Origin of the sequence: Streptomyces sp. AK08-02 (assembly GCF_033795085.1) — a bacterium.
Taxonomy (GTDB): Bacteria; Actinomycetota; Actinomycetes; order Streptomycetales; family Streptomycetaceae; genus Streptomyces; species Streptomyces echiniscabiei.
Window position 1 is genome coordinate 163,816 of record NZ_JARAZV010000004.1, and the last position, 17,508, is coordinate 181,323.

1 protein-coding gene is annotated in these 17,508 nt (G+C 72.7%); it reads left to right on the forward strand.

Annotation, left to right across the window (positions count from 1 at the left end):
- The first annotated feature begins 176 nt into the window (after nt 1–176).
- The gene (locus tag PV734_RS09605) at nt 177–17,507 is read left to right on the forward strand and encodes a type I polyketide synthase (RefSeq protein WP_319289247.1); all 17,331 of its coding nucleotides are present in this window, start codon (nt 177–179) and stop codon (nt 17,505–17,507) included.
- Nucleotide 17,508 lies beyond the last annotated feature (1 nt).

Sequence of the window (17,508 nt, forward strand, 5' to 3'; positions counted from 1 at the left end):
GCGGCTGATGGCGAGGTGGAGGCCCTGAACCACCAGGCTGGTGGAGCTGAGGCACCGTAGGCCGACACCGCAAGCCCGGAAGCCGATCACCACCCGATCGAGCTGACTCACCCCTGCGCCTCGTTCCCGGCCCAACAGTTACCCACCCTTGATCTCCGGAAGGAGTTCGCGGCAAGGTGCGTCCTGACCTGATCACCCCGCTCCCGGTCATCCTCCGGGAGAACGCAGTCCGGTTCCCGGACAAGATCGCTTTCGAGGACGACCGGCACGCGGTCACCTATGGAGAACTCGACGCTCGGACGCGGAGGCTCGCCGGTCACCTGGCCGGCCTCGGTGTCGGGCGCGGCGACCGGGTGGCCCTGTGTCTCGGCAACTCGGTCGCCATGGTGGAGAGTTACCTCGCGGTAGTACGGGCCGGCGGCATCGGCGTACCGATCAACCCGCAGGCCTCCCCGGCCGAGACGGCATACCTCCTGGCCGACAGTGGCGCGGTGTTCGCCTTCACCGGCATCGCACATGCCGAAACGTTTCTTCGGTTAATTCCTCGTGAAACACCTGAGGTGTCCGTCGTGGTGGCCGGTGCTGGACACGGCCTGGCCCCGGGCGCCGCGGTGTACGAGGAACTCGCCGTCACCGAACCCGTCACCCGGGCCCCGGACGACCTCGGTCTCGACGAGGTGGCCTGGATGTTCTACACCTCGGGCACCACCGGCCGCCCCAAGGGCGTCCTCTCCACCCAGCGCAACTGCCTCTACTCCGTGGCCTCCTGCTACATCCCCGTGCCCGGACTCTCGGAGCACGACCGCGTCCTGTGGCCACTGCCGCTCTTCCACAGCCTGTCCCACATCGCCTGCGTGCTGTCCGTCACCGTCTCCGGCGCCACCGCCCGGATCATGGACGGCAGTTCGGCCGACGACATCCTGACCGCGCTGCGCGAGGACCGGTCCACCTTCCTGGCCGGCGTACCCACCACCTACCACCACCTGGTCACCACCGCCCGGCGCACCGGTCTCTCTCTGCCCGACCTGAGGATCGGCCTGGTCGGTGGCGCCGTCACCGGCCCCGGACTGCGTCACTCCTTCGAGGAGAGCTTCGGCGTCCCTCTCGTCGACGCCTACGGCAGTACCGAGACCTGCGGCGCCATCACCATCAACCCGCCCGACGGCGACGTGGTCGAGGGCTCCTGCGGCCTGCCCGTGCCCGGTGTCGGCGTCCGGATCGTCGACCCCCGCACCGGACAGGAAGTACCCGTCGGGCAGGAGGGCGAGGTCTGGGTCAGCGGGCCGAACGTCATGGTCGGCTATCACAACAGCCCCGAGGCCACCGCGGAAGCCGTACAGGACGGCTGGTTCCACACCGGAGACCTGGCCCGGCGCGACGAGGCCGGCTACTTCACCATCTGCGGACGCCTCAAGGATCTCGTCATCCGCGGCGGCGAGAACGTCCACCCCGACGAGATCGAGGCCGCTCTGCGCGGGGCCGAGGGCGTGGCCGACGCCGGAGTCGCGGGCATGCCCCACGACACGCTCGGCGAGGTACCCGTCGCCTGGGTGGTTCCCGGTCCCGACGGTATCGACCTCGCCCGGCTGCTGACCCACTGCCGGACCGAACTCTCCGCCTACAAGCTCCCCGAGCGGATCCACGAGACCCGGACCATCCCCAGGACCGCCTCGGGAAAGATCGTCCGCCGCCTCCTCGCCGACCTGCCGGCCCGGCTGCGGTACGCCGCAGACGGCCACCACGAAGGACTCCTGCGGACGCGCTGGAGCGAGGTGACCGTCGTCTCCGACGCCCCGAAGCAACTCCGGTGGGCGGTGGTGGGCCGGGCCGCCGTCGCCGACGGCCTTGTGGCCGGCCTTCGGCGGGCCGGTGTCGCCGAGGTACGGCACTACCCCGACCTCTCGACGTCACGCGCCGCCGGTGACGCGGCCCCCGAGGTGACGGTGCTCGCGGAAGCGGACGGGGACGGGGACCGCCCGGCAGGCTGGGGCGAGGAGACCGGGGCGCGGCTCGTCGTCCTCACCCGGGGTGCGGTGGGCGTCACCGACCGGGACGGAACGCCGGATCGCTCCGAGGTCGGGCTGTGGGCGACCGCGCGGGCCGTACAGGCGGACGGGAGTGACGGCACGCGGCTGACGGTCGTCGACCTCGACACCCGTACACCGGAGTCCGAGTGTGCCGCGGCGCTGATCGCCGCCGTCGCCTCGGAACTGCCCCAACTCGCCGTACGGGACGGGCGACTGCTGCGGCCCGGACTCGTCCGCGTCCCCGTCGTCGACGGGCCGGGCTCCGCGGCTCCGGGGCTTGACGGCACCGTGGTGGTCACCGGCGCCGACACCGAGACCGGTGCGGCCCTCGCCCGTCACCTGGTCACCGTGCACGGAACACGGCGTCTGGTGCTCGTCCGGGCAGCGGATACCGACGACGGCAGGAGCCAGGACGACTCGCCGACGGACGGCGCGGAGATCGTCCGCGTCGTGGCCGACGGCTCGGATCAGCAGAAACTGCGTGAGGCGCTGGCCGGACTCGGTCCGGTGACCGCGGTAGTGCACACCGCCGACGACCCCGAACTCGCTCAGGCACTCGACGACCTGACCGCCGCCGACGAACCCGCCGTGTTCGTCGTGGTGACCGACGCCGCGGCACTGCTGGGTGCGGAGTCCGAAAGCCGCGCCTCGACGGTGGTCAGCGCCGCACTCACCGAGGCCGTCGTCCGCAGCCGCCGACTGCGCGGACTGCCCGGCTCGTTGCTGGCACTCGGTCGGCCGGACGAGGGCCCCGGCGCCTTCGACGTACTGATCGAATCCGGATCCCCGGACCTGCTGGCGCTCCGGCCGACCACCACCGACCCGGGCGACGGGGTGCGGAGGCTCCTCGAAACCCTGATCGAACAGGAGCCCCGCACCGCCGCCCAGGCCGACGAGACGGTCACCGCCGCCCTGCGCGCTCACCTTGCCGACCTGGACAAGCGGGCTCAACTCGCCCTGCTCGATGGGCTGGTCCGCGAACTGACCGCCGCCGTCCGTACCTCCGCGAGCACCGAGCCGATCCCGGCGGACCGGTCCTTCCGCGACCTCGGCCTCGGCTCCCTCGCCGTTGTCGAGCTGCGCAATCGCCTGACCGAGCGCACCGGTCTGCGTCTCCCGACCACCGTGACCTTCGACCACCCGACCCCCGAGGCCCTCGCCGTCCACCTGCGGGGCAGGATCCTGGGGCTGCACGACCCGGCCGGGCTGGGGGCACCCGACGAGGCGCCGTCCGGGACCGCCGACCCCGCGGAACCCATCGCGATCGTGGGCATGGCTGTCCGTCTGCCGGGCGGTGTGGGAAGCCCGGAGGATCTGTGGCGACTGGTGTCGGAGGGGCGCGACGCGATGTCCGCGTTCCCGACCGACCGCGGCTGGGACCTGGAGAGGCTGTTCGACTCCGACCCGGACAAGGCCGGCACGTCGTATGTGGACCAGGGCGGATTCCTGGACGGCGCGGGGGAGTTCGACGCGGGTTTCTTCGGGATCTCGCCGCGTGAGGCCCTCGCGATGGATCCGCAGCAGAGGCTGCTCCTGGAGACGTCGTGGGAGGCCATGGAGCGGGCCGGGATCGACCCGGGAACGCTGAAGGGCCGTGACGTCGGGGTGTTCTCCGGACTGATGGGTCAGGGCTACGCGCCGACGGGTGCGGCTCCGGCCGAGCTCGAAGGCTTCGTCGCCACGGGCACCGCGTCGAGCGTGGCGTCGGGGCGCGTGTCGTACGTGTTCGGCTTCGAGGGCCCCGCGGTGACCGTCGACACGGCCTGCTCCTCGTCCCTCGTCGCCATCCACCTGGCGGCACGGTCGCTGCGCCAGGGCGAGTGCTCGCTGGCACTTGCGGGCGGCGCGACGGTGATGGCGACGCCGGACACCTTCGTGGAGTTCTCGCGCCAACGCGCACTGTCCCCGGACGGCCGCTGCAGGTCGTATGCGGATGGGGCGGATGGTACGGGCTGGGCCGAGGGCGCTGGTGTGGTGGTTCTGGAGCGGCTGTCGGAGGCGCGCCGCAACGGGCACCGAGTGCTGGCAGTGGTACGGGGTTCGGCGGTCAACCAGGATGGTGCGTCGAACGGTCTGACGGCGCCCAATGGTCTGTCGCAGCAGCGGCTGATCCGTAAGGCGCTCGCCGACGCGGGTCTGTCGACGGCTGATGTGGACGTGGTCGAGGGGCATGGCACGGGTACGGTGCTCGGTGATCCGATCGAGGCGCAGGCGTTGCTGGCGACGTACGGCCAGGACCGGCCTGTCGAACGGCCTTTGTGGCTGGGTTCGTTGAAGTCGAACGTCGGTCATACGCAGGCGGCTGCGGGTGTTTCCGGTGTGATCAAGATGGTGCAGGCACTGCGCCATGGCGTGCTGCCGCCCACCCTGCACGTCGACGCTCCGTCTTCACAGGTGGACTGGTCGGAGGGCGCGGTCGAGCTGCTGACGCAGGCGCGGGAGTGGCCGGAGGTGGACCGGCCGCGCAGGGCCGCGATCTCGTCCTTCGGTGTCAGCGGGACGAACGCGCACCTGGTCCTGGAAGAGGCCCCGGCCGTGGCGCCGGAGGCGACTCCGGTGGTGACCGACGGCATCGTGCCCTTGGTCGTCTCGGCGAAGAGCCCCAGTGCGCTGGCGGGCCAGGCCGAGCGGCTCGTCTCCTTCGTGGAGGCGGGCCAGGAACTGTCGCGGGTGGCCGGTGCGCTGGCTTCGCGGCGGGCGGTGCTGTCCGAGCGTGCGGTGGTGGCGGCCGGTTCGCTGGGTGAGGCGTTGGCGGGGTTGCGTGCGCTGGCGCGTGGGGAGTCCGTGCCTGGTGTGGTCGTTGGCAGTGCGGTGGCTGCTGGTCGGACGGTGTTGGTGTTCCCGGGTCAGGGTTCGCAGTGGGTCGGTATGGGTCGTGAACTCCTCGACTCCTCACCGGTGTTCGCGGAGCGGATCGCTGAGTGTGTGGTGGCGCTGGATCGTTGGGTCGACTGGTCGCTCGTGGATGTGCTGCGGGGGGACGCTCCGGCCGAACTGCTGGAGCGGGTCGATGTGTTGCAGCCCGCGAGTTTCGCGGTGATGGTGGGTCTTGCGGCGGTGTGGGCGTCGGTGGGTGTGGTGCCGGATGCGGTGGTGGGTCACTCGCAGGGGGAGATCGCCGCCGCGTGCGTATCGGGCGTGTTGTCGTTGGAGGACGCTGCCCGGATTGTGGCGGTGCGCAGCCAGGTGATCGCGGGGAGTCTCGCGGGCCGGGGTGGCATGGCCTCGGTGGCACTGCCGGAGGCCGACGCGGTCGAGCGGCTGGAGCCCTGGGCGGGCCGGGTCGAGGTCGCGGCGGTCAACGGTCCGGCGTCGGTGGTGATCGCCGGTGATGCCGAAGCCCTGGATGAGGTGCTGGAGGTCCTGGCGGCGGATGGTGTGCGGGTGCGTCGGGTCGCGGTGGACTACGCCTCCCACACTCGGCATGTCGAGGCGATCGAGGAGACGCTGGGTGAGGCCTTCGCCGACATCCGTGCTCAGGCCCCCCTGATTCCCTTCTACTCGACCGTGACCGGTGGGTGGGTGCGGGAGGCGGGTGTTCTGGAGGGTGGTTACTGGTATCGCAACCTGCGCAATCAGGTCCGCTTCGGTCCGGCGATCGCCGATCTCCTGGCTGGGGGTCACACGGTGTTCGTGGAGGCCAGTGCCCATCCGGTCCTGGTCCAGCCGGTCAGCGAGATCGTCGACGCCGAGGGCGTGGCGGCTCTTGTCGGTGGCTCGCTGCGTCGTGACGAGGGCGGTCTGCGCCGGCTTTTGACGTCGATGGCCGAAGTGTTTGTGCGGGGTGTGCCTGTCGACTGGACCGGGGTCCTGCCGGACGGTGCCGCTGCCGGTCACGTCGACCTTCCAACGTATGCCTTCGACCACCAGCACTACTGGTTGCAGACCGCCCCCGTGACCGACGCCGCCTCCCTCGGTCAGGCCACTGCCGACCACCCGCTCATCGGTGCGATCGTCGGCCGGCCGGACTCCGGTGGTTTCATGACCACCTCGCGGTGGTCGGTGGCCGCCCACCCCTGGCTCGGTGACCACGCTGTCGGTGACGTCGTGGTCGTGCCGAGCGCGGTGCTGGTGGAGCTGGCCGTCCGGTTCGGCGACGAGGTCGGCAGCCCCGTGGTCGAGAAGCTGGTCGTGGACCGGCCCGTCGTGCTTCCGCTGCGCGGTGGCAGGGCCGTACAGATGACCGTGGGGGAGGCCGACGGCCAGGGGCGGCGCACGGTCGGGGTGTACTCCCGTCCGGACGACGCCGGTCTGGACGCGATGTGGACCCGTCACGCGCGCGGCACGCTGGTGCCCGGGGCGCCGGCCCCGGCCGCTTCCGACGGCACGCCGTCGGCCGACGGTCCCGCGACCGATGTCGCCATCGACGATGCGCTCGGCGACGCGGGCCGTTACGGCCTGCATCCGGCGCTGCTCGACGCGGCGGTCCGAACGACGCTCCCCGAGGGCATGATCGTGACCCGGTGGAGCGGCGTGACCCTGCTGGCCTCCGGCGCCGCCGCGGTGCGGGTCCGCTCGGCCCCTACCACTGCCGGGGAGACCCGACTTGAGCTGCGTGACGCCACCGGCGCGCCGGTGCTGACCGCCGACGCCGTCGTTGCCGAGCCGTTCTCGCCCGAGCGGGCGGGGATCGGGGACGCGTCGGCGCATGATGCCCTGTTCCAGGTCGACTGGTCCGAACTGCCGCTGTCCGCAGGTGAGATGACCGAGGACGTCGGCTCCACGGTTGGTGTTGCCGGCGCCGAGGACATCGCTGCCCTCGCGGCGGACGGCGCGATGGTGCCGGACTTCCTGCTGTACGAGGCCGGGCGCGCGTCCGCCGATCCGCGTGCGGCGGTCGCCGCGGCGTTGGCCGTTCTCCAGGCGTGGTTGGCGGCGCCGGCCCTGGCGCTCACCCGCCTGGTCGTGATGGTTCCCGGCGGCGCAGAGGACGATCTCGCAGTGGCAGCCGTATCGGGTCTGCTTCGTTCGGCGCAGTCCGAGCATCCGGACCGTATCGTCCTTGTCGACCGTGACCGTGACCGTGACCGTGACCGTGACCGTGACCGTGACCGGGCCCGTGACCGTGACCGGGCCCGTGACCGCGATGGCGACGAGTACAGCGACGGTGCGTCGACCTCGGAGGACTCGGCGGCCGTGAAGGCCGTTGGGCTCGCCGTGGCCGCCGGTGAGAACCGGATCCGTGTGCGCGGTGGCGTGGTCTCCGTCCCCCGGCTGGTGCGCACCCCGCTTCCCGAAGGCCCCCGGCGCGAGCTCGACCCCGACGGCACCGTGCTCGTCACCGGCGGTACCGGGATGCTCGGCGGCCTTGTCGCCCGTCACTTGGCAACCGACCACGATGTACGGCACCTACTGCTGGCCAGCCGGAGCGGGCCGGACGCCGACGGAGCGGCGGCACTGCGCGAGGAACTGACCGCGCTCGGCGTGACGGTCACCATCGCCGCCTGCGACACCTCGGACCGTGACGCGGTCGCGGCACTCCTCGCCGCCGTACCGGACGCACACCCGCTCACCGCCGTCGTCCACACCGCCGGGGTCCTCGACGACGGCGTGGTCACCGCCCTGACCCCGGACCGTGTCGACACCGTCCTGAGGCCAAAACTGGACGCCGCACTGCACCTGCACGAACTGACCCGGGACGCGGACCTCGCGGCGTTCGTCCTCTTCTCCTCCGCTGCCGGTGTCCTCGGCAACCCCGGCCAGGCCAACTACGCCGCCGCCAACGCCGCCCTGGACGCGCTCGCCCTGCACCGCCGCCGGTCCGGTCTGCCCGGTGTCTCCCTGGCCTGGGGCTACTGGAGCGACGCCAGCGCCATGACCCGGCACCTCGGCGCCGCTGACCTGCACCGCACCCGGCGTCTCGGCATGACCGGACTCTCCGCCACCGAGGGCATGGCGCTCCTCGACACGGCCCTGAGGTGGGGCGACGAGATCCCCGCCGCCCTCGTGGCCGCCCGGTTCGACCTGCCCGCTCTGCGGGCGTCCGCCCGTGCAGGAACTCCCGTAGTACCCCTGCTGCGCGGCCTCGCGCCCACCGCCCGGCCGACGGCCGGGGCCGCACCCGCGGCAGGCACCGGCTCCCTGCGGCAGCGGCTCGACCGCCTGGGCACACGGGAGCGCACCGAGGCACTGGTGGACCTGGTCCGCCGGAGCGCCGCCCAGGTCCTCGGCCACTCCGGGCCCGGCGCCGTCCGTGCCGACCATGCCTTCAAGGACGCCGGGTTCGACTCACTGACCGCCGTCGAACTGCGGAACCGGCTCGCGTCCGCGACCGGTCTGCCCCTCTCCTCCACCATCGTCTTCGACTACCCGAAGCCGGTGCTGCTCGCCGGCCACCTGCGCGTACGGCTCTTCGGCGACGACGAACCGACGGGCGACGCGCAGGAGCGGGACGCCGGGGAGCGCGTCACCGGCACCGCAGCCGCCCTCTCTGACGATCCGATTGCCATCGTCGCGATGGCCTGCCGCTTCCCGGGCGGTGTGGAGAGCCCCGAGGACCTGTGGCGACTGGTCGCCGAAGGCGTGGACGTCGTCGACGAGTTCCCCGACGACCGGGGCTGGGACATCGACCGGCACTACGACGCCGACCCCGACAGCGCCGGCAAGACCTACGTACGGCACGGCGCGTTCCTGGACGACGCGACCGGCTTCGACGCCGCCTTCTTCGGGATCTCCCCGAACGAGGCGCTCGCGATGGACCCCCAGCAGCGACTGCTCCTGGAGACCTCCTGGGAGGCGTTCGAACGCGCCGCGATCGACCCGACCGGGCTCGGCGGTCAGGACGTCGGCGTGTTCGTCGGCGTCAACAGCCACGACTACACCGTACGGACGCATCACGCGGCCGGTGTCGAGGGCTTCCGCCTCACCGGCAGCTCCGGCAGCGTCCTCTCGGGCCGGATCGCCTACCAGTTCGGCTTCGAGGGCCCGGCCATCACGGTCGACACGGCCTGCTCGTCCTCGCTCGTCGCCTTGCACCTGGCGGCCCGCGCGCTCCAGCGAGGCGAGTGCTCCATGGCCCTCGCCGGCGGTGTGATGGTCATGGGGAACCTGGAGACGTTCGTCGAGTTCTCGCGGCAGCGCGGACTGTCCCAGGACGGCCGCTGCAAGGCCTTCGCCGACGCGGCGGACGGAACCGGCTGGTCGGAGGGTGTCGGCGTGCTCCTCGTCGAGCGGCTCTCCGACGCACGCCGCCGGGGCCACCAGGTTCTCGCGGTGGTCAACGGCAGCGCGGTCAACCAGGACGGCGCGTCGAACGGCCTGACGGCACCGAACGGGGTTTCGCAGCAGCGGGTGATCCGCAGGGCGCTCGCCGACGCGGGTCTGTCGACGGCTGATGTGGACGTGGTCGAGGGGCATGGCACGGGTACGGTGCTCGGCGATCCGATCGAGGCGCAGGCCCTGCTCGCGACGTACGGGCAGGACCGGCCCGCCGACCGCCCGCTGTGGCTCGGCTCGGTCAAGTCCAACATCGGTCACACGCAGGCCGCGGCAGGTGTGGCGGGCGTCATCAAGATGGTCATGGCGATGCGCCATGGCGTCCTGCCCCGCACGCTGCACGTGGACCGGCCCTCGACCCATGTGGACTGGTCCGCGGGCGCGGTGGAACTGCTCGCCGAGGCCCGGCAGTGGCCGGAGGGCGGGCACCCGCGGCGCGCCGGTGTCTCGTCCTTCGGTATCGGCGGCACCAACGCGCATGTCGTGCTCCAGCAGGCGCCGGCGGAGGACGACGCGGCGTCCGAGCGGGCATCGGCGGGCGACCCGGCCCCCGGCGCCGACTCGATGGCTGCCGTGGACCAGGGGTCCGGCGGCGCGACGGCGCCTGCCCCGAACCAGGGGGCCGGCACCGGCTCGGCAGCCGCCTCGGACCAGACGCCCGCCGTTGACGCGGGACCCGACGCGGACCCCGTACCGTCACCGCCCGTTCTCCTGCCCGTGCCCGTGTCGGCCCGGACGGCGGCGGCTCTGCGGGCCCAGGCCGGTCGCCTCGCCCGCTTCGTCGACGCGCGGCCCGAGCTGTCCCTCACGGACACCGCGCACGCGCTGGCCACCACCCGTGCCCGGCTCGACCACCGGGCGGTCCTGCTGGCCACCGGCCGGGAACAGCTCGCCGACGCGCTGCGGGCGCTCGGGAACGGCACGCCCACCGCCGTCACCGTCACCGGCAGTCCCGCCGAGGGCAAACTGGCCTTCCTCTTCACCGGACAGGGCAGTCAGTGGGCCGGCATGGGCCGCGAACTCGCCGCGCGGTACCCGGTCTTCCGCAACGCCTTCACCGCCGCGTGCGACTCCGTCGAACGGCACCTGGACGGACACCTGGCGCGCCCGCTGCACGAGGTGGTGTTCGCCGAGCCCGGCACGGCCGAGGCCGCACTGCTCGACCACACTCTGTACACGCAGGCCGGTCTCTTCGCCCTGGAGACCGCGCTGTTCCGGCTCTTCGCCTCCTGGGGCGTACAGCCGGACCTGGTCGCCGGACACTCGGTCGGCGAGATCTCCGCCGCCCATGCCGCCGGAGTCCTCGACCTGGCAGAGGCAGGCCAACTGGTCGCCGCCCGTGGACGGTTGATGCAGGCACTGCCCGAGGGCGGCGCGATGGTCGCCGTACAGGCGGCCGAGGCCGAGGTGATGCCGCTGCTGGCCGAGACCGCCGGCGAGATCGCGATCGCCGCGGTCAACGGACCCGACGCCGTCGTGCTCTCCGGCGCCGAGGACACCGTCCTGGCACTGGCGGCGAGACTGGCCCACCAGGGCAGGAAGACCAAGCGACTGACGGTCAGTCATGCCTTCCACTCGCCGTTGATGGCACCCATGCTCGACGAGTTCCGTGCCGTCGTCGCACGGCTGCACCCCCGGCCGGCCACCGTCGAGGTCGTCTCGACGCTCACCGGTGCGCCCGCCGAGGACGGCCGCTTCGCCACCCCGGAGTACTGGGTCGACCAGGTGCGCCACTCCGTACGGTTCGCCGACGCGGTCGCCGCGCTGCGCGACCAGGGCGCCGGGACCTTCCTGGAGATCGGCCCCGGCGGCGGCCTGACCGCCCTCGCCCTCAGCACGCTCGGCCCGGACCACCGGGGCTGCGTCGCCACCCTGCGCGAGGACGGCTCCGAGGAGAACGCCGTCCTCACAGCGCTCGCCGAACTGCACGTCCGCGGTACGGACATCGACTGGCCCGCCCTCCTCGGCACCCCCGCCGCCGCGATCGGCACCGACCTGCCCACGTACGCCTTCCAGCACCAGCGGTACTGGGCCGAACCCGAGACCACCGCCATCGACGCCGAGGCGCTCGGCGCCCGCTCCACCGGCCACCCGCTGCTCGGCACGGCCGTCGAGATCCCCGAGGACGACCACGCCGGCACGATCAGCGACGGCGGCACCCGCGTGGTGCTCACCGGGCGACCCGACCGGCGCGTCCTCGGTCGACTCGTCGATCCCGCCAACGGCGTCGTTCCGGCCGCCGTGCTCCTCGATCTGCTGGTCCACGCCGGCACCGAGGCGGGCAGCGGCGCCGTCGAACAGATCATCGTCGACACTCCGCTGACCGTGCCCGAACACGGCCACCTCCAGCTCCGTGTGCACGTCGATGCCCCCGGCCGGGACGGACTGCGCCCGGTCGCCGTCCACAGCAGGGAGACCAACGACGGGAACGGCACCTGGACGCGCCACGCCCACGCCCTGCTCCGGCCCGGCCTGCCAAGGCCCTCCTTCGACCTGCGCACCTGGCCCGCCACCGGAGCCGACGCCTCGGCGGACCTCCTCGGCCTCCACGGCGTACGAGGCGTACACGGCCTGACGGAACAGGACGGCCTGCTCTCCGCCGACCTCGCCCTGCCTCCGGAACTCGCCGACGAGGCAGCGGGGTTCACACTCCACCCCGCACTCCTCGACACGGTCCTTCGCCTCCTGGCCGCGCGCACCGGCGAGAGCGGGCGCGACCTCACCGCCTGCGCCGACCTGGCCGTCTACGCGCAGGGTGCCACGGCCCTGCGGCTGCGCGTCACGCCCGTCGAGGGCGGACGCCACCTCGTGGAACTCGCCGACCACACCGGCGAACCGGTGGCCGCGCTCGGCCCGCTCACCCTGGGCCTCCCCGACAGCGACACCACCTCGGAAACCGTCAGTAACCCCGCCATCCGCGAGGCACGGACGACGCAGGACGGGCCGCTCGTCCGGCGGGTCGTCGGACGGCCGCCGACCGACGAGGGCGGATCGCTGGCCCACCGGCTCGCCGGGCTCGGTGCCGCAGAGCAGCAGCGTGTCCTGATGGATCTCGTGCAGGAGAGCGCCGCCGTCGTCCTCGGTCACACCGGCGCCGACGACCTCGACGTGAACCAGCCGTTCAAGGACCTCGGCTTCGACTCCCTCAGCGCCGTCAAACTCCGCAACCGGTTGCACGACTTCACCGGCATGAGCCTCCCCAGCAGCCTGGTCTTCGACTACCCGACCCCGTCCGCCCTCGCCGGGCACCTCCGCACCGAGCTGCTCGGCGAGGACGTCGCGACCGCAGGCACCGCCGCATCCCTACCGGCCGTACCCGCGGACCCCGACGAGCCGATCGCCATCATCGCCACGAGCACCCGCCTGCCCGGCGGTGTCGACACCCCCGAGGAACTGTGGCGACTGGTCGTCGAGGAGCGCGACGCGCTCTCCGGCTTCCCGCAGGACCGGGACTGGGACGTCGACAAGCTCTACCACCCCGACCCCACTCACCCCGGCACCACGTACACCCGCGTCGGCGGATTCCTGCACGACGCCGCCCAGTTCGACGCCGGACTCTTCGGGATCTCGCCGCGCGAGGCCCTCGCCATGGACCCGCAGCAGCGGCTGTTGCTGGAGACCTCGTGGGAGGCGCTGGAGCGCGCCGGCATCGACCCGGTCTCCACCCGGGGCAGTGACATCGGCGTCTTCACCGGCATCGTCCACCACGACTACGTCACCCGACTGCGGCAGGTCCCCGAGGACGTCCGTGGTTACGTGATGACCGGCACCTCGTCGAGCGTCGCGTCGGGGCGCGTGTCGTACGTGTTCGGCTTCGAGGGGCCGGCGGTCACCATCGACACGGCCTGCTCCTCCTCGCTCGTGGCGATGCACCTGGCGGCCCAGGCACTACGGCGCGGCGAGTGCTCGCTCGCCCTGGCAGGTGGTGCGACCGTCATGTCCAGCCCGGACGCCTTCGTGGAGTTCGCCCGCCAGCGCGGCCTCTCCGCCGACGGCCGCTGCAAGGCGTACTCCTCGACCGCCGACGGCACCGGCTGGGCCGAGGGCGTGGGCGTGGTCGTCCTGGAGCGATTGTCCGAGGCCCGCCGCAACGGCCACCGGATCCTGGCCGTGCTGCGCGGCAGCGCGGTCAACCAGGACGGCGCCTCGAACGGTCTCACCGCGCCCAACGGGCCCTCGCAGCAGCGGGTCATCCGGCGCGCCCTGGCCGACGCGGGCCTGTCGACGAAGGACATCGACGTCGTCGAGGGCCACGGCACCGGCACCTCTCTGGGCGACCCGATCGAGGTCCAGGCCCTGCTCGCCACCTACGGCCAGGACCGGCCCGCCGACCACCCGCTGTGGCTCGGATCGCTGAAGTCCAACATCGGTCACACCCAGGCAGCAGCGGGTGTCTCCGGCGTCATCAAGATGGTCGAGGCGCTGCGGCACGGCGTGTTGCCGCCCACGCTGCACGTCGAGGCGCCGACGCCGCAGGTGGACTGGTCGGAGGGTGCGGTCGAGCTGCTGACGGAGGCGCGGGAGTGGCCGGTCACGGGCAGGCCGCGCCGGGCCGCCGTGTCCTCCTTCGGCGCGAGCGGCACCAACGCGCACGTGATCCTTGAGGAGTCACCCGAAGAGCCCGCGACGCCCGTCGAGGCGCCGGCGAACGACGCGGAGCCGCTCGTGGTGCCGCTGGTGGTGTCGGCGAAGAGCGCCGGCTCGCTGGCGGGGCAGGCGGAGCGGCTCGGGTCGTTCGTCGGCTCCGCGGAGAGTACGGCCCTGCCGGATCTCGCGGCGGCGCTGGCTTCGCGGCGGGCGGTGCTGTCCGAGCGTGCGGTGGTGGCGGCCGGTTCGCGGGGGGAGGCGTTGGCGGGGTTGCGTGCGCTGGCGCGGGGTGAGTCCGTGCCTGGTGTGGTCGTTGGCAGTGCGGTGGCTGCGGGTCGGACGGTGTTGGTGTTCCCGGGCCAGGGTTCGCAGTGGGCCGGTATGGGTCGTGAACTCCTCGACTCCTCACCGGTGTTCGCGGAGCGGATCGCTGAGTGCGCGGCGGCGCTGGATCGTTGGGTCGACTGGTCGCTCGTGGATGTGCTGCGGGGGGACGCTCCGGCCGAACTCCTGGAGCGGGTGGATGTGTTGCAGCCGGCGAGTTTCGCGGTGATGGTGGGTCTTGCGGCGGTGTGGGCGTCGGTGGGTGTGGTGCCGGATGCGGTGGTGGGTCACTCGCAGGGCGAGATCGCCGCCGCGTGCGTATCCGGGGCGTTGTCGTTGGAGGACGCTGCCCGGATTGTGGCGGTGCGCAGTCAGGTGATCGCCGGGAGTCTCGCGGGCCGGGGTGGCATGGCCTCGGTGGCACTGGCAGAGGAGGACGCGCTCAAGCGTCTGGAGGGGTGGGCGGGCCGGGTCGAGGTCGCGGCGGTCAACGGTCCGGCGTCGGTCGTCATCGCCGGTGACGCCGAGGCCCTCGACGAGGCACTCGATGTGCTGGCGGCGGATGGTGTGCGGGTGCGTCGGGTCGCGGTGGACTACGCCTCCCACTCCCGGCATGTCGAGGCGATCGAGGAGACGCTGGGTGAGGCCTTCGCCGACATCCGTGCTCAGGCCCCCCTGATTCCCTTCTACTCGACCGTGACCGGTGGGTGGGTGCGGGAGGCGGGTGTTCTGGAGGGTGGTTACTGGTATCGCAACCTGCGTGGTCAGGTCCGCTTCGGTCCGGCGATCGCCGATCTCCTTGCTGGGGGTCACACGGTGTTCGTGGAGGCCAGTGCCCACCCCGTCCTGGTCCAGCCGGTCAGCGAGATCGTCGACCAGGCGGACGACACGGTCCGGCTGCGCGCCGTCGTCGGCAGCACGCTGCGCCGTGAGGACGGCGGCCCGCGCCGACTGCTGACCTCGATGGCCGAACTGTTCGTGCGGGGTGTGCCCGTCGACTGGACCGGCGTCCTCCCGGACGGTGCCGCCACCTCCGACACCGGCACGGGTGCCAGGCACGTGGACCTTCCGACGTACGCCTTCGACCGACGTCACTACTGGCTGCAGGAGGCCGAGAACGCCGACGACGGCGGCGCTACGGGCGAGGACACCGACGCGGACTTCTGGAGCGCCGTCGAGCGGACCGACGCCGACTCGCTCGCCGGGCTGCTCGCCCCGGACTCCGCCGGCCTGCGCGATGCCCTGCGCACCGTCGTACCGGTGCTGGCGGACTGGCGAGGCAGGCGGCGGCAGCGATCCAGCGCCGAGCGCCTCCGTTACGCCGTGACCTGGCGGCCCTTGGAGCGCGAGGTGTCCGGGGTGCCCGCAGGCCGCTGGCTCGCCGTCCTGCCCGCGGGGGGCCCGGCAGAGGGCGCGGCCGGTTCCGCGGCCGGTTCCCAGCAGGTGGCCGAGCTCCTCGCTGCACTCGGCGCCCAGGGACTGGACGTCGTACCCCTGGAGATCGACCCGTCCGCCTTCACCCGCACCGGGCTCGCCGAACACCTGAGCGGCGTCCGGGCCGAGTACGAGCCTGCGGGGGTCCTCTCCCTGCTCGCCCTCGGCGGCACGCCGGACGCCACCGCCACCGCGGCCCGGACCCTCGCGCTGGTTCAGGCGCTCGGGGACGCGGGCGTCGACGGGCCGCTGTGGTGCCTGACCCGGGGCGCGGTGAACACCGGAGTCCAGGACACCGTCACCGAGCCCGGCGAGGCCGCCCTCTGGGGTCTGGGCCGCGCCGTGGCCCTCGAACACCCCGACCGGTGGGGCGGCTTGATCGACCTGCCGGTGACCGTCGACGCCCGCACCGCGCAGTACCTCGTGGGCGCGTTGAACAGTGCCGCGGGGGACGACCAGCTCGCCGTCCGCCGCCCCGGCGTCTACAGCCGCCGGCTCACCCGCAAGCCCGCCCCCGAGGCCCCCGCCGACGGTGGCTGGCAGCCCCGCGGCACCGTCCTGGTGACCGGCGGCGCCGAGGCCCTCGGCACACACGCCTCGCTCTGGCTCGCCCGTTCCGGCGTGCGCCGTCTCATCGTCACGACCACGGCTCAGGCGCCCGCCGACGCCGTCGCCGAACTGCTGGGCAAGCTCGCGGACATGGGGGCCGAGACGACCGTCGTCTCCTGTGCCGACGCCGACCGAGAGACACTCGGCCGCCTGATCACCGAGACCCCGGAGGAAGAGCCGCTCACCGCCGTCGTGCACGCTGCCGACACCGCCTGGACCAGCAACGTGGCCGACACCGGCCTCGCCGACCTCACCGAGGTGTTCGCTGCCAAGGTCGACACCGCCCTATGGCTCGACGAAGTGTTCACCGACACCGACACCGACACCGACACCGGGACTCTCGGAAGGACTCCGCTCGACGCCTTCGTGGTCTTCTCCTCGATCGCCGGGATCTGGGGCGGTGGCGGTCAGGGCGTCTCGGGCGCGGCCAACGCCGTCCTGGACGCCCTGGTCGAACGACGCCGCGGCCGGGGCCTCGCGGCCACCTCGATCGCCTGGGGAGCCCTCGACGAGGCCGGCCCGGGCATGGACGAGGCGACTCTCGCCCAGCTGCGCCGCCGCGGTGTCCTGCCGATGGCCCCGCAGGTCGCGACGACCGCCTTCGAACAGGCCGTGGAGGCACGGGAGAAGGCCGTGACGGTCGTCGACATGGACTGGGAGGCGTTCATCCCGGCGTTCACCTCCGTACGGGTCAGCCCGCTCTTCGCCGACCTGCCCGAGGCTGCCGCCGCCCTGCGCGCGTCCCAGCCCGACGCGGAGAACAGCGACACCACCTCGTCCCTGGTGGACTCCCTCCAGGACGTCCCGGAGGCCGAACAGAACCGTCTGCTGCTCCGGCTGGTCTGCGGACAGGCCGCGACCGTCCTCGGACACAGCAGCGCGGAGAGCATCGGCCCGCTCCAGTCCTTCCAGGAGGTCGGTTTCGACTCCCTCGCCGCCGTCAACCTCCGCAACAGCCTGCACGTGGCCACCGGTCTGCGACTGCCGGCGACCCTCGTCTTCGACTATCCGACCCCGGACGCCCTCGTCGGTTTCCTGCGCTCCGAGCTGCTGACGGAGACGGGCGACGACGACCTGGACGGGCGCGAGGACGACCTGCGACGGGCACTCGCGCAGGTCCCGCTCTCCCGCTTCCGGGAGGCCGGCCTTCTCGACACGCTGCTCACCCTCGTCGGCCCCGAGGACGGCTCCGCCCCCAGGACGGCGCCCGAGCCGGAACCGGCGGCGCCCGCCGTCGACGACACCGACCTGATCGACGTGATGGACGTCGCCGACCTCGTACAGCGCGCCCTCGGCAACCACGCCAACTGAT